The organism is Polyangium sp. 6x1 (assembly GCF_029946515.1).
Classification (GTDB): Bacteria; Myxococcota_A; Polyangia; order Polyangiales; family Polyangiaceae; genus Polyangium.
Genome location: NZ_JARZHH010000010.1, coordinates 135,940 through 158,216, shown reverse-complemented (window position 1 = coordinate 158,216; position 22,277 = coordinate 135,940). Strand labels below are relative to the sequence as shown.

The window sequence follows — 22,277 nt, the reverse complement described above, 5'->3', positions numbered from 1 at the left end:
CCTGCTGCACCGCAGCAATTTCCCTCACCGCTCCCGCATCGTAACCTTGATCTCGTGTCTCCGGTGTGTGTTGCACCGCCGCAGACGACGCTTGCCTTCCCGTGCCCGCGCGCCTACGCTCGATACGATTTCGGTGGAGGTTTGCCATGGCGTTGCGTGAGGTTTCCGTGGGCGTGCTTTTCTTGCTTCTGGCGGCGGCCTGCGGGCCGACACCGGATCCCGAGGCGACGGGCGGCCAGGGCGGCCAGGGAGCCTCGGGCGGAAATGGCCCCGGCGGCGGCGGCTTCGGCGGCGAAGGCGCAAACAGGCCGTATCCACCCGCGGACCCGTTCGATCCGGCGTACGACGCCTATTTCGATCCGCCCGTGGCCGGCGAATATGCGGACGATTACCGCGTCGTCGGCGAGATCACCCCGCCGTCCTGGTCCTGGGGCAAAATCGAGCTCGTCGAGGGCCTCCAGCGCTACCGCACGGAGGGCTACAACGTCCGCACGCAGAAGCTCCGCTGGGAGGACACGTTCGAGGACGACACGTACAAGCTGAAGACGTATTTCGGCGCGCTGAACCAAGAGCTCGTCGACGGCTTCAACATCCATTACAAGGACGCGTGCGCCGGCGAGGTCGGCAAATCGGGCGCGCCGGCCTGCGGCAAGAAGGGGCCGATGCGCCCCGAGGCGCGGTTCGTCCTTTTGCACCACGGCCCGAAGACGGCGTCGCTCTCCTGTGACACGACGAAGCCGCCCGTCTTGCTCGTGCACGGCGCCATGCAGAACGGCAACGTCTGGCTCCTGCCCGGCGGCGACGACGGCGCGGGCAACGCCTACCCGGACACGGCGCAGAAGACCGGCTTCGTGCAATGGCTCGAGGAGCGCGGGCATTGCACGTACGCGCTCACGTTCGGCACGTTCCACGGCGACAACTTCAACCAGGCGACGAACCTGGCGAACGTGATCCGCCGCGTCTCCGCGCTCGTGGGTCAGCCCAAGGTCGACGTCGTGGCCTGGAGCAAGGGCGTCCTCGCGGCCGACCTCTACCTCTCGAATGTTTCGAGCTGGAAGGATTGGGGCACAAAGCATTTCGAGCGCGTCGCCGCGGACACCGCGAAGAACGTGCCCCCCTTCCACAACGACGTGCGCACGTACGTCGCGCTCTCCGGCCCGCACCTCGGCATCGACCTGAACTTCCGGCATCCGTTCAACAACCTCATCATCTACAGCACGCCCGACGCCGCGCCGATCGGCCAGGGCCCGGTGACCTGGGGATGGATGAGCGCAGTGCAATGCGTGACGTTCGGGTACGCCGCCGGGCCGAACTCGATCTTCCCGAACCCGTACGCCTACTCGGCCTGCGAGAACCGCGGCGCGATGTGGCCCGATTTCTGGACCCGCATCTACACCTCGAACATCACCGGCCTCGACGCCGAGGGCAAACCCGTCTCCGACAAGAGCCTCGAAGCCCTGAACGTGGCCGAGGGCGTGAGCGGCGCGGACTTCGATTTCGATCAGTACAACCACGCGATGTGGGGCTCGATGGACGAGTCCGGCGCGTACGTCTCGGCCTACCTCGGGCAGCTCCAGACGGCCTACGACCTGCGCAAGTTCTATCCGCTGCCGAACCGGCAAGACGATCCGGTCTCGTACGATTGGTCCGAGCTCGACACCGACGAATCGAAGTGGCGCGCCTGGGTGAACACGTACAAGCTCGCCTACAACCCGGCGGGCGTCCCCGCCGGATGGATCGAGGACGACGACGCGCACATCACCTGCCGCGCCACCTCCTACGATCCCAAGACCTCGCCCTGCAAGGCGAAGCACGGCTACTACGACGTGACGCACGCCGAGGATTATTCGCTCGGCTACGCGACGTACACGCTGATGGACGGCATCGGCATCGACGCGGTCATGGAAATGGGCGGCAACTTCATCGAGCGATTGAAGGGCCACGGCCTGAGCCCCGCCCTCGATTTCCTCTACGTGGTGCACGGCCAGAAGCCCGGCGCGCCCGGCACGATCTTCGAGATCGACGGCATGGAGTGCCCGACCTGCGATCCGAAGGGCGACGGCGTGCTCTTCGACGTCAGCATCGCCGCGCGGGATCAGCTCACGCAGGGCTGGCCGGCGGACGCGAAGGCCGCGCGCTCGAAGCAGGAGGGCGTCGCGTTCGGCCACCTCGAGGTCGGCGTCGCGCCGGCCGTCTGGGAGAAGATCGGCGCCGCCTTCAATCCGTGATCTCGCTCGCGCGCACGCGGCGCGGACCCGCGCGGGGCTTCCCCCCGGGGCCCGCGCCGCGGTACAAGGTGCCTCCGGCCGAACGAGCGCCGGGGAGCCTGTCCTTTTCATGTCCAAAGACCTCGCCCTGCCCGCATTGACGACGATCGCCGCGCTCGTGGCGTATTTCGTGTTCACGCTCAACGTCGGGCGCGCCCGCGCGAAATACAAAGTCCCGGTCCCCCAGACCTCCGGGAACCCCGATTTCGAGCGCGTCCTGCGGGTGCAGCAGAACACGGTCGAGCAGATCACTCCGTTTTTCGCGGCCCTGTGGCTCTGCGCCCTGTTCACGAGCCCGAAGCTCGCGGCGGGGCTCGGCGGCGTCTGGGTCCTCGGCCGGATCCTCTACGCGTGGGGCTACTACCAGGCCGCAGAGAAGCGTGGGCCTGGTTTCGGGCTCGCGATGCTCGCCTATGTGGGCCTGCTCATCGGATCGATCTACGGCGTGATCCAGAACCTCCTGTGATAGGCTCCGGGTCCACCGCGTCGAGGAGGGCCGGAGAGTTCGATGTTGCTTGCGCCGGGGACCGTGATCGCGGGTCGATACCGCCTGGAGCGGCCCCTCGCATCCGGAGGCATGGGCTCGGTCTGGGTCGGGCGACACGTCACGCTCCAGACCGACGTCGCGATCAAGTTCATCTCGAACGAGTCGACCGCGTCCCAGGCCGCCCGCGCGCGCTTCGAGCGTGAGGCCCGCTCGGCGGCGCACCTGCGCCACCCGAACGTCGTCGCGGTCCAGGACTACGGCATCGAGGACGACACGCCCTACCTCGTGATGGAGCTGCTCCGCGGCGAGAGCCTGGAGGACCGCATCCTCACGCACGGCCGGCTCTCGGTCTCGGCGCTCACGCCGATCGTGCAGCAGATGAGCCGGGGCCTGCGCAAGGCGCACGAGGCCGGCATCGTCCACCGGGACCTCAAGCCCGGCAACGTCTTCCTCGCGCGGGACGACGACGACGAGGTCGAGGTCGTGAAGATCCTCGACTTCGGCATCGCCAAGGAGACGGACATGTCCCTCGGCGAGGCCACGAAGACCAGCGAGCTCATGGGCTCGCCGCATTACATGAGCCCCGAGCAGCTCCGGAGCTCGAAGAAGACCGACGTGCGCAGCGATCTCTGGTCCGTCGGCGTCGTGCTCTACCGCGCGCTGACGGGCAAGATCCCCTTCCCCGGCGACACGCTCGCCGAGGTGATGGTGCAGGTCTTCTCCGCGCGCCTGCCGCCGGCGACGACGCTCGCATCCGAGCTGCCGCCCGCGATCGACGCGTTCTTCCAGCGGGCGCTCGCGCGGAACCCGGACGATCGGTTCCAGTCGATGCGCGAGCTCGCGGAGGCGTTCCAGTCGGTCGCGAGCGGCCGCGGCATGCCGGCGGCGCCCGCGGCCCCGAGCCCGCAGGAGGCCCCGCGGGCCTCGCTCCCCAGCGTGAACGCCGTGGGCACGCCGCTGCCGGTTGCACCTCCCCTTGGTGGGGGGCTCGCGCAGCCTGCGGCTGCACTGCGCCCCCCACACCCCCCAGCGGTGCCCGCTGCACCCTCGTCCTCGCCCGGTTTGCCCGCGCCGCAGTTCGGGCCCGCTGCGCCGTCGTCCTCGCCGGGTTTGCCCGCGCCGCAGTTCGGGCCCGCGGGCCCGCCCTCCTCGCCCGGTTTGTCAGCGACCCCGTTTGTCGCCGCACCGCCGCCCTCCTCGCGGGGTTTGCCCGCGCCGCAAGGCTTCGGCCCCACGACGACGCCGCCCGCGGTCGCGCCGCCCTTCACGCCGCCCACGGCGACGGTTGGTCCGGACGCACCCCCGCAGCTCGTGCCGGGAGGCCCCACCGCGCCGCCCGTCTCGATGCCGACGTTCCCGCCCACGGCCACGCCGCAGCCGCCTGCGGACGCCTCGGCCGCGCCGGCCCCTGCCCCGTCCCCGTTGCCGCCCGCGGCCGCGCCCTTCCCGCCGCCGCCGGGCGCCTCTGCGCCGGCCCCGAGCCCCCTCGACCCGGGTGCGTCCCGACGAACCCGGCAGGTGCAGGCGGCCGTGATCGGCGTGCTCGTCGTGGGACTCTTGCTCGCGATCGTGCTCATCGCGTCGCGACGCTCGCCCGATCCGGAAGCCGCCACGACTCCGCCCGAGACGACGTCGCCGGATTCGGCGGGGGCGGCCACGGCGGCGGGCACGGCGCTCACGCCGGACGAGATGGCGGCGGCAGTCCCGGACGAAAGCCCGATCGAGATTCTCGCGGACGAGCCCGCGGCCGCGCCGAGCGCGACGCAGGCGCCGCGCCCGTCGGGCTGGAAGCCGATCCCGAAGGGCCACGGGCGACTCCTGATCCGCTCCAAGGGAGGTACCTGCAAGGTCACCGTCAATGGCGTGTACTACGGTGTGACGCCGGTCGACGCCGTCGTGGAGGCGGGCAAGCAACGCATCTTCTGTCGCATGCCCACGGGCTCCACGCGATCCAAGGAGCTACGCGCGCCCGAGTTCAAGGTGACCAAGGTCGAGTTCGAAGTGAAGCAATGACGCCGGCCACGGCGGGCCTGCCACGCTCGGAATTTGGCGGGCGACGAAACGCTCGGCTTTCGCTATAGGTAGTATTGGCCAACGTGACGAGCTCAGATACGAAAAACGATCTGCCCGAGGAGATCGAGGCAGACCTCGAAGAGGACGACGAGGAGCGCCGCGACACGCGCGAGTGGCGCACCCGCTCGTGGCTGCCGAAGGCGCCGCTCTTCGGGCTCGACGCGAGCCTGTCGGAGCTCGGCGTGGCGCTCATGGAAGCCGACGCCGACGGGCGCCTCGTGCGCATGAACGCGACCGCGGAGCGGCTGACGGGCGAGAGCTTCGAGGAGAAGCGCGGCGCGCCGCTCGACGAGGTCTTCCGCGTGCGGCCCGTCTCGCCGCCCACGCCGTTCCCGTCCGAGGGCCCGGTGAGCGGCCAGCTCCCCGCGGGGCTGCTCGGGCACACGGCCCTCCTCGAGCGGAAAGACGGGCAGATCGTGGCGATCCGCCACACGACGGGCATCGCCACGGGCGAGGGCGAGGGCGCGCCCGAGCGCGCGGGCAAACTCGTGGTGTTCCGCGACGCGAACGTCGAGCAGCTCCTCTCGCTCCAGATCGCGCGGCAAGCGCGTTACGACGCGCTGACGGGCCTGCTCAACCGGCACGCCTTCGCCGAGCGCATCGAGCAGGCGCTCGCGCTGAGCCGCGAGCGCGGCGTGCGGCACGCGCTCGTGTACTTCGACCTCGACCGCTTCCGCCTCGTCAACACGACGTGCGGCCACGACGCGGGCGACGACCTGCTCCAGTGGGTCGCGACGCGCCTGCACGAGATCATGGGCCCGCAGGACGCGGCGGGCCGGATCGGCGGCGACGAGTTCGTGGTGATGCTCCACGGACGCGACACGCTCGAAGCCGAGCAGGTCGTGCGCAGGCTCCAGCGCACGTTGCACGAGTTCCGCTTCGGCTGGCAGAAGAAGACGTTCCCCGTCGAGGCGAGCATGGGCCTCGTGCCGTTCGGCGGCGAGTTCCACCGCGCGGCCGAGGTGCTCGGGGCGGCGGATCAGGCCTGCCGGCTCGCGAAGGACAGCGGCCGCGGGCGCTTGCAGATCTACATGAACGACGACCAGGACATGGCGCGGAGCCGACGCGCCATGCAGTGGGTCGCGAGCATCCAGCGCCACCTCGCGGACGGCCGGCTGCGCCTCTTCGCGCAAGAGATCCATGCGCTGCCGCCGACGAAGCGTCGGGGCCTGCATTTCGAGGTCCTCGTGCGTGTCGTCGGCGACGAGGGCCAGCTCGAGTCGCCGGTCGGGATCATTCAGGCGGCCGAGGACAGCCGCATGATGGACGAGATCGACCGGTACGTCGTGCAGAGGACGCTGGCGACACTCGGCGCGCTGCCGAAGGAGCAGCTGAAGAACCTGCACACGTGCGCGATCAACCTCTCGGCGCTCTCGCTCCTTCGCGAGGGGCTGCTCGATTTCCTCGTCGAGCAGCTCGGCAAGTACAAGGTGCCGGCGACGAAGATCTGCTTCGAGATCACGGAGACGGCGGCCTTCGCGAACCTGCAGGAGGTGCTCTGGATGATGCAGGAGCTCGGGGCGATGGGCTGCCGGTTCGCGATCGACGATTTCGGCAGCGGGCACGCGTCCTACGGGTACCTGGAGAGCCTGCCGGTCGATTACGTCAAGATCGACGGCATGTTCGTGCGGAGCATGCTGGACAGCCCGCTCCACCGGGCGATCGTCGAGAGCGTGCAGCGCATCGGCGGAATGCTGGGGATCGAGACGGTGGCCGAATCGGTCGAGACGCAGCCGATGGCGGACATGCTCTCGAACATGGGCATTCATTATGCCCAGGGCTGGCTTTACGGAAAGCCCAAGCCGATCGGCGACGTGCTTTCGACGCTGGTGCTCCCGAACGGGAAGTGATCTATGGGCACTCGCCCGTGACCGACTCGGTCATACCCGACCCCAAATTGCACATGACCTCGTAGTTGCACGTGGCGCTCGCGAAGGAGCACGACGAGGCGAGGTCGTTGTCCTGGCAATACGATTCGACGCATTCGATCCCGGGATCGGTCGGCGGCGCGGCGGGCGGGCCGGCGGCGCTGGCCCAGGCGTCGCAGACGAGCTTGCCATTCTCGCAGGAGCACTCGTAGCCCCATTCGATGAACGAGAGCTTGCACGTCTCGCCGGCTTGACAGCCTACGTCCTGCCCACAGCGCTTCTTCGCGCCTGCGAGCGAGCCGCCCGTGCCTCCGCCGCCGTCGGAAGTGCTCCCGCCCTCGTCACTGCAGGCCACGAACAGGAGCAGGCCGGCCGTCATGGCCAGGAGACCACGCAAAGGAATCTTCGCAAGAAAAGCCATGGTTCGTCTCTCCGTCATTTTTTGGTTTCGTGAAGCCTCCAGAGGTACCAGCAAGCAATCGATCGATAAGGCCTCCAGGGCCGGGCGAGCTTGACCATTCGCTCCGGCGTCGGATCCTTCCGGAGGCCGTGGAGCTTCATCATGCCCTTCTGGATGCCGAGGTCCGCGACGGGCAACACGTCGGGCCGGCCGAGGCGGAAGATCAAGAACATCTCCGCGGTCCAGCGCCCGATGCCTTTGACGCGCCGGAGCCGCTCGATCACGGCCTCGTCGTCGAGCGCGGGCAGCTCGTCGAGCACGAGCGTGCCGTCGAGGAGTTTTTCGCAGAGGTCTCGGATGAACTTGACCTTGGACCCGGACAAACCACAGGCCCGGAGCGCCTGTTCCTCGATGCGGAGGAGCTCGGCGGGCGGGAGTAGCTTTCCACCGCCGATCGCGAGGACACGACCGAAGATGGTATCGGACGCCTTCACGGAGAGCTGCTGGCTGACGATCGACTCGACGATGGCCTCGAAGTATCCGGGCGTATGAAAAGGCCCGCTCGTCTGGGCGGCGGCGCCGAGGCGACAAGGGCCGACGGTCTGGATGAGGTCGGCGAGGCGGGGATCCGCGGCGGAGAGGAAGCGGAGGGCCTCGGCGTGAGGATCGGGAGCGGTCGTGGTCATGGAGCGGTCATCTTACCGAGGAACCTGTCGTTTGTCGTGGTCGCGTGAGCGACAAACCGCCGAGGTCGATGGGTCCGTCGGCTGAAAGCGCCAGCATGTCCGCATTCTTCACGAGGAGCGCGTCGGTGCCAGCGATCGGCACGATTCCGCTCTCCAAACCTCGTTCCGGGAAAAACGCCGGGGTTCGGCCAACTCGTGTCGAGCTGAAGATTCGTGCCTCATTTGGCCCGCCTCCGAAAACTCGCCCCCAGATCCCACCCATCCCCGCCCCTCGCGAGCACGAGCTCCGGCATGAGCCCTCCCGACACACGAACCTCCCCGAGCACCCCGACCCGCAAGCTATGCGTCAGCGCCCGCGCCGACGCATTCGGCGCGAGCTTCGGCGGCTTCATCGCGAGCTCCTTCGCCCGCGCCGGATCATCCGCGGTCGCGAGCGACAGCAATGCGCCGAGCGGGCCCGGCTGCGACGGTCGCACGACATCGATCGAAAGCGACACCTGCCCCCGCGCCCGGCGCCGGCCGAGCTCCACGCGCGAAATCGTCGACACCGTCACCTCGTGCCCCGGCCTCGACAAGATCGGCGCGAGCGTCCGCGCCACCTCGACGAGGTGCGCAGAGGCTTCGTCGACGAGCAATTCCGAAGGCGGCCCTCCCCAGCCCGGATCCCCAAACGCCTGCGGCAATGGCCCGAGCCCGAGGTGCGACAAACGCTCCGGCGGAACCGCGTCCACGAGCCTCTGCGCGACCGAAGGCGCGCCGTAGCTGCCCGCCTGCGAGCCCATCTGCAAGACGATCCACGCGGCGCGGCCGAGGTCGAACCGGACAGCGCCTTTTCGTTCGCCGTGCAGGCCGAGCCCGAGCCAGCCCACGTCGTCCCGCTCCGCTTCGAATCGTCGTAACGACGTCGCCAGATCGTCCGCGCGCGCGACCTCGATTCCATCGAGAAACGCCGCGCCTCGCGCCGCGAAAGGGTTTTTCGACAGGACGAGCCCACGCTCGCCGCATTCCGCGCGGAACGCGCCCGTCCCGTCCGGCGCGCTCGGATCGAATTTCTGCGGAACCACCGAGACGAGCGGAGAAGCGAGCGCGCGGGCGAGCTTGTGCGGGTCGGTCGCGCCAAACACCACCGCCAGCGGATCCTTCGGGTAAGGCGTGGGCTTCGGGACCTCCGCGAGCAGCCCCGCCGCGCCTCGGCCCCGGGCGCGCTCGATCGAAAAGATCACGTCCGCCGCGCCGAGCGTCTCCTTGCGCGCCGTGCGCAGGCCCTCGCGCAGGCGCACGACCGTGCCGAGCGCCTCCTTCGAAGGGAGCGATTGCGCGAGCGCCGGGGTCGGATGGCCCGCGGCGTCGAGGGTGTAGAGCGGATCGGCGATCGCCGATCCGAAGAGCGCCGCCGCCGGGTCGCGCAGGTCGTGCGGGTCGATCGAGCGCGTCGGCCACGGCAGGTGCAGCGAGAAACGGCCGCCGTGCGGGGTGCGGCCGAGCGCGGCGGCGGGAGGCGCGGCGGCCACGAGCGCACTCGCCACGGAGGCGCCGAGGAACGTGCGCCTGGACAAACGATTGTCCCCGCCGAACATTTCGCTCATCGCACCACCCAGATCTCGTCCGCGGTCGCGACCACGAACGGCGCGCGCCCCGGGCCGTCGGGCGGGCACACCGCGAGCGCGCGCACGCCCGCCGCGGCCGGCAGGCGCAGGATCTCGCGCGGTCGCCCCGCCTCGCCCGCCGCCGCGCGCGCCCACGTGCGCACGACGACCGCGTCCTCGAGCGCATTCGCCACGTCGAGCCCGCTCAGGATCTCCGGATCGCCGTCCTGATCGAGGTCGCCCACCGCGAGCTGCGCGCCCGCGCCCGCGATCGTCTCGACGTGCCCCGCGTCGTCGCGCACCTCGACCACGCCCCGCTCGCTCCGCGCCGCGAGCACGGTGAAACGCTGGCCCCGCGGCGTCACGAGCGAGGCCGCGGCGAGCACGTCGAAGTTGCCCGCCACGGCCGGCGCGATCGGGGTTTCTCCGGGCAAACACGGCACGAGCGGGCCCGTGAGCCACCCCGACGTGATGCGCGCGCAGCCGCTCGCGTCGCTCGACGAGACGGGCAAACCCGCGAGCGGCGCGACGACCGCAAGCTCGGCGTCGAGGCGGAGCGCCTTCGCGCGATCCGTCACGCCGACGTCGGCGAACCACGCCACGCTGCCCGTTTCGTCCTTTTTCTCGACGAGGCCCGCGAGGCCGATCGGCTCGCGCAGCGGGGACGGGTGCAGCGGCGAGAGGTCCGACCAGGAGCGCGAGCGCAGCGGAAAAACCTTGCCGTCGCGGAGCCGCAACGTCGTCACGCGGCGGCGGCTCGTGCTCACGATCTCCAGCGCGCCGTCGCCGTCGAGGTCGCCGCACGCGAGGGCCACGACGTCGGACTCGAAGTTCTGGCCCCGCGTGACGTTCGCCTTCGCGAGCGGCACGGGATCGAGGAAGCCGCGGATCTCGGCGTCGAGCGGCGCCTCGGCGAACGCGTGCGCGAAGGGGCCCGGCTCGGGATCACGAATGCGCGCCCAGACAGAGCGCGGGACAGGAAAGACGTCCGCCGTGACGCGGAGCTTTCCGCCGCGGATCTCCACGAGGAGGTGCACGAGCGAGCGCTCGCCGCGCGCTGCTGTGCGTGCGTCCGCGAGCGGGAGCGGCGTCGGGTGCGCGGAGCTGCCCGCGCCGAGGCGACCCGCGAGGAGCGAGGCAATGCGGGCCGTGAGCTCCGCGCCTCGCGGCGACGGCGTGTCGGAGACGAGCGGCGCGGCGACCACGCGCGCGGGCAGGAGAAGCGCGGCGGGCGCGAGCTCCGCGGCGAGCGACTCCGCCACGCGGGCGACCGAGGCGCGCGGCGGGCGCGGCGCGGCGGGGGCCGGCGGAGGGTTCGTCGGGGCGGGGTTCGTCGGCGCAGGCGTGGGGGGCGCCGGGGGCTTCTTCGGCTGGGCGTCGCCGTTTCGCGGGACGAACAGGGCGAGGGTCGTCATCGCGACGAACGCCACATGCGAAAGCCTCCCGCGCGGAGCAAATCCCCCGAGCTCACGCGGGCGCGTCCCCTCGGTGCGTAGCGGCAGGGCGGCCACGCGATCAGAATAGGCGACCGGGGGGCGCGTGGCTACTGGCCGATCAGCGCGATCGTTCGGTCGAGGGCGCGGCGTCTTCCTCCTCGGGCAAACCCGCGAGCCTGCGCGCCGTCGGCCGGATCCCCTCGGCGAGCGCGGCGTGCCCCGCGAGCGCGTAGAGGCCACACGCCGCCTCGGCGACGCCGTGGTAGGTGGAGAGCCACCGGGCCATCGCCAGGTTCTTCGTGCTCTGCGAGAGGATGGCCTCGCGTTTCTCGCGGTCGACGTCCACGAGCGCGCGCCGGAGGTCCGCGATGGCGAACCCGAGGTCCTCGGCGACGGCGAGCGGCGCAATGGCGAGGCTCTTGATCTTCGGCGGCTCGACGAGCGGGCGATCCCGGAGGAGGCGCTCGATGGCGCTCGCCACGCGGAGGAGGACCTCGGGGTCGTCGGGGATCTGCGAGGGGATGCCGTACGCAGCGGCGACGGGCACGCCGTAGGTGCTCGCGAGCGTGGTGCGGAGCGAGAGGAGCAGGGCCTTCAAGACTTCGTGGCGCTCCTCGGCGAGCGCGCGCGGAGCGTCGTCGTCCGCGAGCTCGCGCGTGTGGGCGAGGTCGGCCGCGAACATCGCCTCGGTCGAGCGCGCGAGCAGGTCGCGCAGCGCGTGGAGGAATCCGGCCGCGGTGACGTCGCGGGGCGGGCCCTCCGGGAACAGCGCGGCTTCGAGCTCCTTCGCGATCTCGGGGGTGTGCTCGTTCAACGAGGCGAGCACGGTGCGGCTGATGGCGACGCGATCCGCAATGAGCTTGGAGGGTTGCGACATGGCAGGGGACCATGAATACCGCCCCGCGGGCAGCCTGAGAAGACCTCACGCCCGGAAGAGCCGAAGCCCCGCGGGCACGACGACGAGCGCGACCACGAGACCCGCCACGCTGCCGAGCGCGCCCACGAGGCCGAGGTCCCGGAGGCCGTCGAAGCGGCAAAGCGCGAGCGCCGCGAAGCCCGTGGCCGTCGTGAGCGCCGTGGCCGCGACGGGAGGGCCCTCGTCCCGCAGGGTCTCGCGAATCACGTCGTGTTCGACGCCGGGGGGTCCGGCTTGACGGGCCCGATAAAGCAAGAACATGCCCTCGTCGACGGTGATGCCGAGCAGCACAGGCAAGACGAGCGCGTCGTAGGCATGCAGCGGAATGCCGAGAATCCGCACGAGCAAGAGCACCGCCGCGATCTCGCAGAGGACGACGACCGCCGCGATGACCACGTCGCGCGCGCGCCGGAGCGACATCGCGAGCGCCGCCACCACGAGCACCGCGGCGACGCCCGCGATTTTCGGGAGATCTCGCGCGAGGCTCTGCCGCAGCACGATTTCGAGGCGCGCATACCCCGTCAGCATCGCCTGCGGATCGGTCCGCCGGAGCGCCTCCTCGACCCGCGCCGTCGCGCCGGGCACCTCGCGCGGGCGCACGTAGAGCGCCACGAGGTGATCGCCGTCGTCCATGCCGAGGTAGCGCGACAGGAGGATCGACGACGTGCCTTTGCGGAGGTCCTCGATCTGCACGAGGTCGCGCGAGGGCGCGCGCATCGCGTCGAGCGCGCCGGAAAAGCGCGCCGGGGCAAACCCCGTCTCCACGAGCGCCTTTTCGAGCTCGCTCGCCTTCGCCGATAGATCTTGCGCGTCCCGCGCCGCGAAGCGCGCCTCCTGCGTCTCCTTCGCCGGCGCGAGCGCCGTGAGCGCGTCGACCGCCTCGACGTCGTCCTTCATCGTCGAGAGCGTCTCCGCGAGCCGATCCCCTCGCGCCCGCGCGCGCTCGAGGTCCCGATCGGCGACGAGCACGACCCATTGCCCGCGCTTGCCCCCGAACGCATCGAACACCGCCTGCTGCACCTTCAGCGGTTCGAGCTCCTTCGGACGCACGGCGATGATCGAGTCCGACAACCCCGGCGCCGCGCCCAGGCAAACGGCTGCCACGGGCAGGAGCGCGACGAAGGCCAGGATCGCCGCGCGCCTGCGCGTGCCCGAGAGCCAGGCGAACGCGTCGGTCCAGCGCACGGGCGCCGGCGGAGGCGGCGGGTTTCGTTCGAGGAACGCGCCGACCTCCGGCGTGACGAGCACGATCGCCACCGCCGTGAGGAGCTCGCCCGCGGCGCAAAGCAGGCCGAGCTGCTGCATCGCTTCGATGCTCGAAAACGCGAGCGCGCCGAACGCCGCGGCCGCCGTGCCGGCTGCGAACAGCACGCCGCGCGCCGTCTTCGCCCGCGCCGCGCGCGCCGCCTCGCGAGGCGCGAGCCCCGCCCGCCGCGCTTCGAGCAGCGCCGCATAGACGTGCACGCCCGTGTCGACCCCCACGCCCACGACGACCGACATGAACGCGACCGCGATCCCCGACAAACCTCGCGGGAGCGCCGCCGCCACGGCCGCGGTCCACACCGTGCCGAGCAGGAGCGGCGGCATCACGGCGACGAGGGCTCGCACGCGTCGGAAGATCAAGGCGAAGACGAGCGACGCGAGCACCATGGCGAGGGTGCTCGAGATCGAGAGGTCCCGCGTCAGCATGGACTCGGTCGCCGCCGCGATGGCGTGACCACCCGTGAGGCCGAGCCGCATCTCGGGGTGGGCCGCGCGGATCGGCGCGAGGACGGCCTCGGTGTCCTCGACGAAGCGGCGCGCGTCCTCGCCCCGCAAGGCCTGTCCGCGCGGCTCGGCGAGCACGAGGTGCGCCTTGCCGTCGTCGGTGGCGAACGCGCCGTCCGCCTGCGTGCGCACGCCGGAGCCGATGTCCGCGCCCTCATAGGCGAGCTGGCCGAGCCGGAGCGGGTCGGCCGCGAGCATCTCCGCGACGGCGCCGCTGCCCGGTGCGAGCAACATGGCCCGGCTCTCCGCGAGCCGCGCGCGCATGCCCTCGGGCGTGAGCGCGCCGCGGAGACGCTCCATCGCCCGGGGATCGGCGTGGCGAAACAGGAGCATGGGATCGAGGGCGCGCGAGGTGTCGATCCGATCGGCGGCGCGGGCCACGCTCGGGCGCTTTCCGAGCTCGGTCGCGACGTCGGCCGCGACCTTGGCGTTCATTTCTGGATCGGGCCCCTCGACGAGGACCACGGCGAGGTCACCACCTCCAAAGCCACGCACGTAGCGCCGGAGCGCCGCGGCCTCGCCCTGATCGGGCAGCAGCGACGCTACGTTCGGGTCGAGCCGGAGCCGGAACGTGACCGCGAAGAGCGCGAGCAACGTCATCCCGACGAGGGCGAGCGTGACGGCGCGCCTCGGCCCCTTTTTTTCGGGCGCCGCGCGGTCCGTCGACTCGGGAGCAGACATCGGCGCTTCGATACGCCGGTCGCCCTCGCCCGGCAAGCCGTACGTACGCCGGGGCGAGATCGATCCGCTCGATGAAGAATTCAAAAAAATCGGGAACGATGCGGGCCCATCGATGTCGGGTCCATCGCCATGCGGACCTCCTTCGTTTCGTACACGCGCGCCGCTTCCATCCTCGCCTCGATCCTCCTCTCCACGAGCGCCGCGTCCGCCGACACCGTGCGCTCGTTGCGTTCCGACAAACTCGTCGAAAAGGCCCACGTGATCGACATCCGCATCGGCCACGGACACGCGGATCTGATCGTGCGGCGCACGGTCCACAATGGCGGTCCGCGCCACGATCAGGCGACGTTTTACATCGACATGCCGTCCGGCGCCGTGGCCGTCGGGCTGCGCACGCTGGCGACGCTCGACGGCAAACCCCACTGGTACGACGGCGAATTGCTCGAAGCGGAGAAGGCCGCGGCGCGGTATCGGGAGTTGACGGGCGTCGGCGGGTATTATCCGAAAGATCCGGCCTTGCTCTCGTGGCGGAGCCAGGACCTGCTCGCGCTGCAGGTCTTCCCCTGCCCGCCCGGCGAGGACAAGACCATCGAATACACGCTGCGGCTGCCCACGCAATACCGCGAAGGCCGTCACCACCTCGATCTCTCGGCCATGGGCACGGAGCAGCTCCCCGCGGCGGCCACGGTGTCGCCCATGGTCGCGGGCGAGGCGCTCTTCGTCGACGAGACGCGTCAAAGAGCGCCGGCGCAGATCCGCCTGAAGGACGCGATGGACCTCTCGGTCGCGCCCGCGAGCGAAAAACCCATCGAAGGCGCGCTCGCTTCCGTATCGTTCGGCAAGCAGAAGAACGTCGTCCGTTTCCACATCGACGCGGCGCCCGCGCTCTCCCGCGTGCCCCGCGGCGCGCACGTGGTGGTGCTGCTCGACACGTCCCGATCGCTCGATTCGAATGAGGTCGAGGCGGAGATCGCCATGACGCGGGCGTATCTCTCCCATTTCCCGAATGCCCGCGCGGCGGTGATCACGTTCGACCGCGCCGTGCACGCGCCGAAAAATGGGTTCGTCTCGGTACGCGAGGCGCTCGCCGGGCTCGACGGTTCGAAGATTGTCCAGCGAAACGGCAGCCACATCGACGAGGCGCTCTCCCGCGCGGACGCGCTGCTCGCGGCATTGCCGGAGACCACGCCGAAGCGGATCCTCGCCTTGACGGACACGCGCACGCGGCAGGAGCTCACGCCGGAGCGGCTCCGCGGGCAGCTCACGAAGAGCGGCGCGCTCTTGCACGTCGGTGTGGTCCGTGACTGGTTCTCGACCTCGCTCACGCGCGACGACGCGCACCCCTGGGCGACGTTGACGCGGCCCACGGGCGGGCTCGTCTGGCAAACCGCGATCAATATCGTCGACGAGAGCGAGGAGCCCCGCAAGGTGTACGAGGAGCTCGCGCGTCCGATGCGGATCGACCATTTCGCGGTGCACGCGCCGGGCATCGCCCGGGAGGACATCGGGGCTCCCGAGGTGCTGACGGAGGGCGCGTCGTTCGAGGATTTGCGTTTGTCCGAGAAGCAGGTTCCGTTCGTGGAGGTGACGGGCGAACTCTGGGCGTCGCCCGTGCGTCGGGTGCTCGTGTCGGACGAGGCCGAGAATCGAAGGTGGGCCGGGCTCGTGTTTGGTTCGAGCCTCCTTTTTTCGATCGAAGAGGCGGACATGATGCCGCTCGCGATGATGGGACGCGCCGTGTCGCCCGTGACGAGTTATCTCGCGATCGAGCCGGGCGTGCGTCCTTCGACGGAGGGAATCGAGGAGTTCTCGGGCAGCGGCCAGGGGTTTGGCTCGGGCTACGGGCGGCTCTTCGGCGGGCATCGCGCGAAGCCGCCCAAGATCTCGATGTTCGACAAGCAGGCGTTCCTGAAGGGCGAGCTCGAGCGAGGGCTTTCGGCGTGCGGCGGCGCGGGGAAAAAGGCGACGGTCGGGCTCGAATCGACGCTCCAGGAGCTCGTCTCGGTGCGGGCGACGATCGACGGGGAGAAGGCGGGCTCGAAGCTCGTCACGTGCCTGGAAGAAGCAGCGTGGGAGATCGAGCTGCCGGGAGCGTTCGACGCGGTTTGGCAGGGCTATACGATCGCGCTTTGACCGGCCTACCGTTTCATTGCAGCTCGGCGTTCCACATCGCCTGCCAGAGTTCCGGGTAGGCGCTCGCGACGCGCGCCGGGGCGTGGTCGCAGAGGGCGCGCGCGGCGAGGTCGAAGGCCAGCGCGCCCTCGGTTCGCGGCGTGAGCGAGCGCTTGCATTTGCGGCCCGGCCGCTCGGGCGGGCTTGGCGGGACGGGGAGCGACGCCCGCGCCGCGCCCCGGTTCAGGACCGCGGAGACGCTGCCGATCCCCTGCGCGGCCCTCCGCGTGACGGCCTCGGAATACGCGCCGTCGCCGAATTTCTCGGCAATGAGCTGCAAGATCGAGGTGTGGTCGAGCAGGCCGCTGTGGACCGTGCCCCGCTCGACGTGCGGCGAGACGACGATCGCGGGGACACGCACGCCCGTCGTGTTGAACTTCCCGTCACGGATGGCCGGCGGCGAGACGTGATCGTACAGGCCGCCGTGCGAGGCGTACGTGACGATGAAGAGCGTGCGGCCGAAGCGCTCGGGGTTCGACGTGAGGGCCTCGTAGACCTGGAGCAAGAATCGCTCGCCGGGCGCCATCGGCAGGGGCGGGCGGTTGTCGTTCGGCGGCCGGCCGAGGTGGAAAGGCGCGTCGAAATAAGAGGGCTCGATGTAAATGACCTGGGGGAACGTGGCGTCGGTTTCGCTTCGAACGTCGTCCGCGAGCCGAGCCGCCGGACGGAACCGATCGCTCGTGACCTCGCCATGCATCCACGAGCCGAGGGTGAAAAAGGACAAACCGTCGTGGTACACACGATATCGGACGCCACGCCGCTTCATCCAGTCGAAGACCGTCTCGTGCCAGGGCAGAAGGCGGGACGTGGTGTCCGTGAGGAGCGAATAACCGCACGTCGCCATGAGCCGGTTCGGCGCCATACCCGTGGGCAGCGGAGCGAACCAGCGGTCGCAGACGGCATAACTCTTCGCGAGGAAACTCGTGACGGGCGCGCCCGAGGACCTGAGAAATCCCATCGGCAAGGTCCGCGACGCGCGCTGCGCGGAGAGCGCATACGCCCGCACGAAACCATCCATGCCCCGCTCGCCGGTGGACATCCTGCGGCCGAGCGAGATCTGGACGGACTGGCTATCCTCCGGTAGCTCCCCGGCCATTGCGCCGTCACGGATCTCCTGCGGCTGGTGAACACGCCCCTCGCAGGTGTTCTCGTACCGCGCATCGAGGAGCTTGCCGTCGATCGGTGTGCCCACGAGCCCGTCGAGCCGCCCCTCGTAAGGACCGCCGTCGAGGCTCAAGTGGCCGAGGACATGGTCAAACGACCTGCTCTGCATCATCATGACAACGAGGGTGTCGATGTCCCCCAGTTTGTCGCGCACGGCTGACCTCCCCAACTGGTTGCTCGCCGATATTTGAGAATCGAGATTGCACGCGGCATGCCAAAAATATGTCGCGAGGGTCGTGAGCTTGCACAGGGGCTCGACATACCGGGGGCATGCTCCTCGGATCACGGCCCACGCCGGACGTATCGCCGACGTGTCGGCGGACGTGTCGGTCGACATGTCGGACGCGCGCAGGCTTGTGCGACACCCCCTTTTCATGGTATCAATGGTACGTGCCCTCACAAGACGCGGAGCTGTCGACGCTCGATGGGCTCAACCCACCGACACACGGCCCCGAGGCTGGGTTTGGGATCTCCCACGTACCGGCGCTGACGATTGTCTGGCATCCGACGCTGGGCCGGGTCGGCGATCGAGCGCTCCTGCCGTTACGTTACGGAGGCACCGACGTGCTTCTGTCGCGGCTCGAGCCCGACTTTTCGAGCCCGGGTTCGAGCAAGCGCGAGCCGCTCGGCGACGCGCACGTGAGCCGCACACCCATTCGCCTGCTCCGGCTCGAAAACGAATGCATTCGCATCGATACGCAAGGCAGCCCCGCGCGCGTCGTCGTGAACGGAAACCCGCTCGAAGGCTGCCGCGATCTCTCGGCGAGCGATTTGAAGGCCGGGATCGTGCTGGAGCTCGCGAACCGCATCGTGCTCCTCTTGCACCTGGACGAGCTGCGCCAGGAGTCGGACGACGACCTCGGCCTCGTGGGTGCGAGCCTGGGAATCGAGCGCGTGCGCCGCGAGATCCGGCAGCTCGCGAGCCTCGACGTGCCCGTGCTCGTCCGCGGAGAAACCGGCACGGGTAAAGAGCTCGTCGCGCGTGCCCTTCATTACACGGGGGCGCGACGGGGTCGGCCTTTCGTGGCGGTGAACATGGGCGCCATCCCACCCGCGCTCGCCGCCTCGGAGCTGTTCGGGTCCGACCGGGGCGCGTTCACGGGCGCGGTCCGCAGCCATTTGGGGTACTTCGGCGCAGTCAAGAACGGCACGTTGTTTCTCGATGAAGTGGGCGAGATGCCGCTCGACGTGCAGGCGCACCTGCTCCGGACCCTCGACGTGGGCGAGGTGCAGACGCTCGGGGCCTCGCGCATCGGGGAGACGGAGGCGCGTATCGTCGCCGCGACCGACGCCGACCTCGAAGTCAAGGTGCAAACGGGGGCCTTCCGCGGGCCGCTCCTGCATCGGCTGGCGAGCTACGAGCTCGTGATTCCGCCCCTGCGCCAAAGGCGCGATGATATCGGGCGGCTGCTCGTGCATTTCCTCCATGCAGAGCTCGAACGCTTCGGGAGGGCGGACCAGCTCACGGCGAGCAAGATGGGGTTGCCCACGGCGTTCATCGCCGCGCTCGTCCGCCACGATTGGCCCGGAAACGTGCGGCAGCTCCGCAATGTCGTCCGTCAGCTCGTGCTCGGGAGCCCCGACACGGGCCCGCTCGATCCGGGTCCGGCGCTCGCGGCGCTGATGTCGACGACCCCGGCGCCCGCGAGCGGAGGTGGCCCGAGCCCGGGCGGGAGCGTCTGGAACACCGCAGCGGAGGCGGCGGGCCCGGTCTCGAAGGAGCCGATTTCGCCGCGCCGCAACCGCAAGCCGAGCGACGTGACCGAGGAGGAGCTGCTCGATGCGATGCGCGCGTGCAACTTCGACCTGAAGGCGACGGCCGAGCGGCTGGGGATTCCGCGGACCTCGATCTACGGGCTCGTCGCCCAGCACAAGGTGCGGCGCGCGAGTGATCTCGATCGGGAGGAGATCATGCGCAGCTCCCTCGAATGTGAGGGGACCGTGGAGCAGATGGCGAAGCACCTCGGCGTGTCGAAGGTGGCGCTGCAACGGCGCATGCGCGAGCTCAAGATCGGCGGATCGCCCGATCGACAAACCTGAGGCTGGGGCTAGGATGCGCGGCGCCCATGTCGTCCGCCTCGGCCGCCGCCCACGCCTCCGTTCGTCCCACGCCCACGCTGCAGGAGTGGCTCCGCGAAGGTCCTTTTTCCATGGGCCTGTCATCGGGCTTCTTCGGGTTCTTCGCGCACGCAGGGGTGATGACCGTGCTCGAAGACGAAGGGCTCACGCCAGCGCGCGTCGCGGGCTCCAGCGCGGGCGCGCTCGTGGGCGGGATCTGGGCGGCGGGCGCGAGCGCGGTGACGATCCGCGACGAGCTTCTGCGGCTCCGGCGCGAGGATTTCTGGGACGTGCGGCTCGGACCGGGGCTGCTCGCGGGCAAACTCTTCCGCGCGCGGCTCGAAGCGCTGCTGCCGGTGCGCTCGTTCGATCGGTGTCGCGTGCCGCTCGCGGTGAGCGTGTACGACGTGTTCTCCCGCGGGACACGCGTGCTCGCGGAGGGGCCGCTCGCGCCGGCGATCCAGGCCTCGTGCACGGTGCCGGGCCTGTTTCATCCGGTCTGGCACGAGGGGCGGCCGCTGCTCGACGGCGGGATCCTCGACCGGCACGGGCTTGCCGGGATGCCCTCGGGCGAGCGGCTTTTTTATCATCACCTCGCGTCGCGCTCGCCGTGGCGGAAAGTCGATAGCCCTTCGCTGAAGGTGCCCGAGCGCGCCGGGATGCATGCGCTCGTCATCGACGGTTTGCCGCGCGTGGGCCCGTTCCGGCTGCCCGAGGGCGCGCGGGCGTTCGACATCGCGGCGCGAGCCATGAAAGACGCGCTCTCCCGGCCCGCGCAGGGCCCCGAGATCCGCGTGCAGGGAGGTTTGGCATGAGCGACGAATCCACGAAAAAACCGTGTCTCATCCGGGCCCGCGATCGCGGACCCGAGGCGTCGATGTCGCATCCGTTCAACCCGAATTCGCTGATCCACGGGCACCTCCTTGGGATGGCGACGGGGCTCGAGCGGATCGGCGTCAATCTGATCCGGATCCCGGCGGGGAAGGAGTCGTTCATCTATCATCGCCATTACGGCGAGGAGGAGTTCCTCTTCATCCTGAGCGGCCGGGGCATCGCCGAGATCGGCGACGAGCAATTCGAGGTGGGCCCGGGCGATTTCATGGGTTTTCCCGCGCCGTCGCTCGCCCACCACCTCAAGAACCCGTTCGAGGAGGACCTCGTGTACCTGTCGTGCGGCGAGAAGAAGCCGACGGAGATCGCCGAGTTCCCGCGGCTCGGAAAGACGATGGTGCGCTCGGGCGAGCAGGTCTCGATCTTCGAGACGAAGGCGGCCGAGGCGTTCCCCGGGCTCGAAAAGCTGAAATGAAGAGGGGCGGCCCGATCAGGGGCCGCCCGAAAGCACGACGTAGGCGATCGGCACGGCCGCGCCGACGAGCACGAAGATGCCGCCCCGGCCGAGCAAACCCTTCCGGCCGGGGAGCATGAACATCCCCGAGAACGCGAGCAGAAGGAGCAGGAACGCGTAGCCGTCGGCCACGTACGTCCAGGCCTTCTTGCCGCGGTTCAGGTGCAGCCAGTTCGCGAGCCGCAGGAAAAACCGCGGCTCCTCGCCCTCGTCGAGCACCTTGCCGGTCTGCGTGTCGACGTGGAGCGTGCGCCGGTCGAGCGTGATTTCGAGCTGGTTTGGCGCGGCGCGATAGACGTCGCTCGCCTTGCCCTTCACGTCGAGCTTTTGCAGGACCCGCTCGGCGACGGCCTGATCGTCGCCTTCGAGAGGTCCGCCGAGCTCGTGCGTGGCCTGGTGGCTCTTGAAATTCGGGTCCCAGTCCGCGATGTGGTTCACCGCGAGGCCGGACGCGGCATACACGAGGGTGAGGCCGACCGCGAGGTTGCCCGCGTCTCGATGGACCGTGCGGAGGAGGCCTCGGAGCGAAAGCCGCCGCCGGGGCTCGGGCGTGCCCTCAGCCATATCGCTCCTCGGCCCAGGGGTCGGCATGGTTGTGATAGCCGCGCGTCTCCCAGTAGCCGGGCCGGTCGGTCCGGATGAACCGGACGCCCGTCACCCATTTTGCGCTCTTCCAGAAATAAAGGTCGGGCACAAGCGCGCGGGCCGGCGGGCCGTGTGGGCGCGTGAGCGGATTGCCTTCGTGCTTGTGCGCGATGAGCACGTTCGGCGCGGTCGCCTCGGCGAGCCGGACGTTCGCCGTGTATCCGTTCGCCGCCTCGAAGATCACGTGGCGGACGGTGTCGCGCACCTTCGCCATCTTGGCGAGCTCGGCGACCTTCACGCCCGTAAATCGAGCGCCGAGCACGCTCCAGCCCGTGACGCAGTGCACGTCGCACGTCTGCTCGGTCTGCGGCAGGGCGAGCAGGCCCGCGAAGTCGAGCTCGAACGGGCTGTCGACGTCGCCGTGGACGCGCAGCTTGAAGGCCGACGGGCTCGGGTCGCCCGGGTCGCCGCCCATGGGCTTGAGCGCGTCGAGGATGCGCTGGCCGGGCGGGAGGCGCAGGCGGCCATCGGGGCGGAGCTGCTTGGCCCGCGGATCGTCCGTGGCGGCGAGGACATAGGTGCCGCCGCCGAGCGCGAGGAACGTTGTGCCGGCCGCGGCGGCGCGCAGGAAGGCGCGGCGGCGGATGACGTTGTCGAGCTCGGAGAAATCATCCTTGGACTTCGGCACGGGAGCCTCCTCGTTCGAACGTGCTCATCGTAGCGTTCTACGCCCGAGCGTCGAGGCGGTTTCAACGGCGGGTCCGATCTCGATCTCTCGCACGTCGA

17 protein-coding genes are annotated in these 22,277 nt (G+C 69.9%); 8 read left to right on the top strand and 9 right to left on the bottom strand.

Going from position 1 to position 22,277, the window contains the following annotated elements; all coding sequences use genetic code 11:
• Nucleotides 1-146 precede the first annotated feature (146 nt).
• The 4 genes from QHF85_RS13065 (at nucleotide 147) to QHF85_RS13050 (ending at nucleotide 6,677) form a co-directional block, all read left to right on the top strand.
• A complete protein-coding gene (locus QHF85_RS13065) occupies nucleotides 147-2,228 on the top strand; it encodes a hypothetical protein (protein ID WP_281327480.1) in 2,082 nt (693 codons plus the stop codon).
• A 109-nt stretch (nucleotides 2,229-2,337) separates the two neighbouring features.
• A complete protein-coding gene (locus QHF85_RS13060) occupies nucleotides 2,338-2,733 on the top strand; it encodes an MAPEG family protein (RefSeq protein WP_281327479.1) in 396 nt (131 codons plus the stop codon).
• Between the two features lie 42 nt (nucleotides 2,734-2,775).
• Nucleotides 2,776-4,767: a serine/threonine-protein kinase gene (locus tag QHF85_RS13055; protein ID WP_281327478.1), complete on the top strand. Its 1,992-nt coding sequence runs from the start codon at nucleotides 2,776-2,778 to the stop codon at nucleotides 4,765-4,767.
• Between the two features lie 83 nt (nucleotides 4,768-4,850).
• A complete protein-coding gene (locus tag QHF85_RS13050) occupies nucleotides 4,851-6,677 on the top strand; it encodes an EAL domain-containing protein (RefSeq protein WP_281327477.1) in 1,827 nt (608 codons plus the stop codon).
• 1 nt (nucleotide 6,678) lies between these two features.
• On the opposite strand, the gene QHF85_RS13045 is transcribed toward QHF85_RS13050, so the two are convergent.
• The 6 genes from QHF85_RS13045 to QHF85_RS13020 form a co-directional block, all read right to left on the bottom strand.
• Complete coding sequence (locus QHF85_RS13045) at nucleotides 6,679-7,116, bottom strand: hypothetical protein (protein WP_281327476.1); 438 nt, start codon at nucleotides 7,114-7,116, stop codon at nucleotides 6,679-6,681.
• Nucleotides 7,117-7,130: 14 nt separating this feature from the next.
• A complete protein-coding gene (locus tag QHF85_RS13040; RefSeq protein ID WP_281327475.1) occupies nucleotides 7,131-7,781 on the bottom strand; it encodes a DNA-3-methyladenine glycosylase in 651 nt (216 codons plus the stop codon).
• Between the two features lie 218 nt (nucleotides 7,782-7,999).
• Nucleotides 8,000-9,367 carry a hypothetical protein gene (locus QHF85_RS13035; protein ID WP_281327474.1) on the bottom strand — a complete coding sequence of 456 codons (1,368 nt, stop codon included), beginning with the start codon at nucleotides 9,365-9,367 and terminating at the stop codon, nucleotides 8,000-8,002.
• Complete coding sequence (locus tag QHF85_RS13030) at nucleotides 9,364-10,782, bottom strand: hypothetical protein (protein WP_281327473.1); 1,419 nt, start codon at nucleotides 10,780-10,782, stop codon at nucleotides 9,364-9,366. The genes QHF85_RS13035 and QHF85_RS13030 overlap by 4 nt, the downstream gene beginning before the upstream one ends.
• Before the next feature lie 139 nt (nucleotides 10,783-10,921).
• Complete coding sequence (locus tag QHF85_RS13025; protein ID WP_281327472.1) at nucleotides 10,922-11,680, bottom strand: hypothetical protein; 759 nt, start codon at nucleotides 11,678-11,680, stop codon at nucleotides 10,922-10,924.
• 45 nt (nucleotides 11,681-11,725) lie between these two features.
• Nucleotides 11,726-14,167 carry an MMPL family transporter gene (locus QHF85_RS13020; protein ID WP_281327471.1) on the bottom strand — a complete coding sequence of 814 codons (2,442 nt, stop codon included), beginning with the start codon at nucleotides 14,165-14,167 and terminating at the stop codon, nucleotides 11,726-11,728.
• 129 nt (nucleotides 14,168-14,296) lie between these two features.
• Between QHF85_RS13020 and QHF85_RS13015 the strand changes: the two genes are divergently transcribed.
• Nucleotides 14,297-16,300 (top strand): VWA domain-containing protein, encoded by a 2,004-nt coding sequence (locus tag QHF85_RS13015; protein ID WP_281327470.1) that lies wholly within the window; start codon nucleotides 14,297-14,299, stop codon nucleotides 16,298-16,300.
• 13 nt (nucleotides 16,301-16,313) lie between these two features.
• Here QHF85_RS13015 and QHF85_RS13010 read toward each other — a convergent pair whose 3' ends face one another.
• Nucleotides 16,314-17,657, bottom strand: coding sequence for an alkaline phosphatase family protein (locus tag QHF85_RS13010; protein ID WP_281327469.1), 1,344 nt, complete (start codon nucleotides 17,655-17,657; stop codon nucleotides 16,314-16,316).
• Nucleotides 17,658-17,893: 236 nt separating this feature from the next.
• Between QHF85_RS13010 and QHF85_RS13005 the strand changes: the two genes are divergently transcribed.
• The 3 genes from QHF85_RS13005 to QHF85_RS12995 are packed head-to-tail and all read left to right on the top strand — an operon-like array spanning nucleotide 17,894 to nucleotide 20,867.
• Nucleotides 17,894-19,543 (top strand): sigma-54 dependent transcriptional regulator, encoded by a 1,650-nt coding sequence (locus QHF85_RS13005; protein WP_281327468.1) that lies wholly within the window; start codon nucleotides 17,894-17,896, stop codon nucleotides 19,541-19,543.
• Between the two features lie 26 nt (nucleotides 19,544-19,569).
• Nucleotides 19,570-20,376, top strand: a complete 807-nt coding sequence (locus QHF85_RS13000; protein ID WP_281327467.1) for a patatin-like phospholipase family protein — start codon at nucleotides 19,570-19,572, stop codon at nucleotides 20,374-20,376.
• A complete protein-coding gene (locus tag QHF85_RS12995) occupies nucleotides 20,373-20,867 on the top strand; it encodes a cupin domain-containing protein (RefSeq protein WP_281327466.1) in 495 nt (164 codons plus the stop codon). The genes QHF85_RS13000 and QHF85_RS12995 overlap by 4 nt, the downstream gene beginning before the upstream one ends.
• A gap of 15 nt (nucleotides 20,868-20,882) precedes the next feature.
• Here the strand turns inward: QHF85_RS12995 and QHF85_RS12990 are convergent, their stop codons facing one another.
• Together QHF85_RS12990 and QHF85_RS12985 are read right to left on the bottom strand one after the other, a co-directional pair.
• Nucleotides 20,883-21,470: a PepSY-associated TM helix domain-containing protein gene (locus QHF85_RS12990; protein ID WP_281327465.1), complete on the bottom strand. Its 588-nt coding sequence runs from the start codon at nucleotides 21,468-21,470 to the stop codon at nucleotides 20,883-20,885.
• The gene (locus QHF85_RS12985) at nucleotides 21,463-22,179 is read right to left on the bottom strand and encodes a molybdopterin-dependent oxidoreductase (protein ID WP_281327464.1); all 717 of its coding nucleotides are present in this window, start codon (nucleotides 22,177-22,179) and stop codon (nucleotides 21,463-21,465) included. Before QHF85_RS12985 ends, QHF85_RS12990 begins: the two co-directional genes overlap by 8 nt.
• Nucleotides 22,180-22,277: the final 98 nt, after the last annotated feature.

Excerpts from the sequence above, each read along its gene's own strand:
- QHF85_RS13065 (WP_281327480.1), top strand. The coding sequence starts at position 147 with ATGGCGTTGCGTGAGGTTTCCGTGGGCGTGCTTTTCTTGCTTCTGGCG.
- QHF85_RS13035 (WP_281327474.1), bottom strand. The coding sequence starts at position 9,367 with ATGAGCGAAATGTTCGGCGGGGACAATCGTTTGTCCAGGCGCACGTTC.
- QHF85_RS13000 (WP_281327467.1), top strand. The coding sequence starts at position 19,570 with ATGTCGTCCGCCTCGGCCGCCGCCCACGCCTCCGTTCGTCCCACGCCC.
- QHF85_RS13055 (WP_281327478.1), top strand. The coding sequence starts at position 2,776 with ATGTTGCTTGCGCCGGGGACCGTGATCGCGGGTCGATACCGCCTGGAG.
- QHF85_RS13030 (WP_281327473.1), bottom strand. The coding sequence starts at position 10,782 with ATGACGACCCTCGCCCTGTTCGTCCCGCGAAACGGCGACGCCCAGCCG.
- QHF85_RS12990 (WP_281327465.1), bottom strand. The coding sequence starts at position 21,470 with ATGGCTGAGGGCACGCCCGAGCCCCGGCGGCGGCTTTCGCTCCGAGGC.
- QHF85_RS13060 (WP_281327479.1), top strand. The coding sequence starts at position 2,338 with ATGTCCAAAGACCTCGCCCTGCCCGCATTGACGACGATCGCCGCGCTC.
- QHF85_RS13020 (WP_281327471.1), bottom strand. The coding sequence starts at position 14,167 with ATGTCTGCTCCCGAGTCGACGGACCGCGCGGCGCCCGAAAAAAAGGGG.
- QHF85_RS13040 (WP_281327475.1), bottom strand. The coding sequence starts at position 7,781 with ATGACCACGACCGCTCCCGATCCTCACGCCGAGGCCCTCCGCTTCCTC.
- QHF85_RS13025 (WP_281327472.1), bottom strand. The coding sequence starts at position 11,680 with ATGTCGCAACCCTCCAAGCTCATTGCGGATCGCGTCGCCATCAGCCGC.
- QHF85_RS12995 (WP_281327466.1), top strand. The coding sequence starts at position 20,373 with ATGAGCGACGAATCCACGAAAAAACCGTGTCTCATCCGGGCCCGCGAT.
- QHF85_RS13045 (WP_281327476.1), bottom strand. The coding sequence starts at position 7,116 with ATGGCTTTTCTTGCGAAGATTCCTTTGCGTGGTCTCCTGGCCATGACG.
- QHF85_RS13015 (WP_281327470.1), top strand. The coding sequence starts at position 14,297 with ATGCGGACCTCCTTCGTTTCGTACACGCGCGCCGCTTCCATCCTCGCC.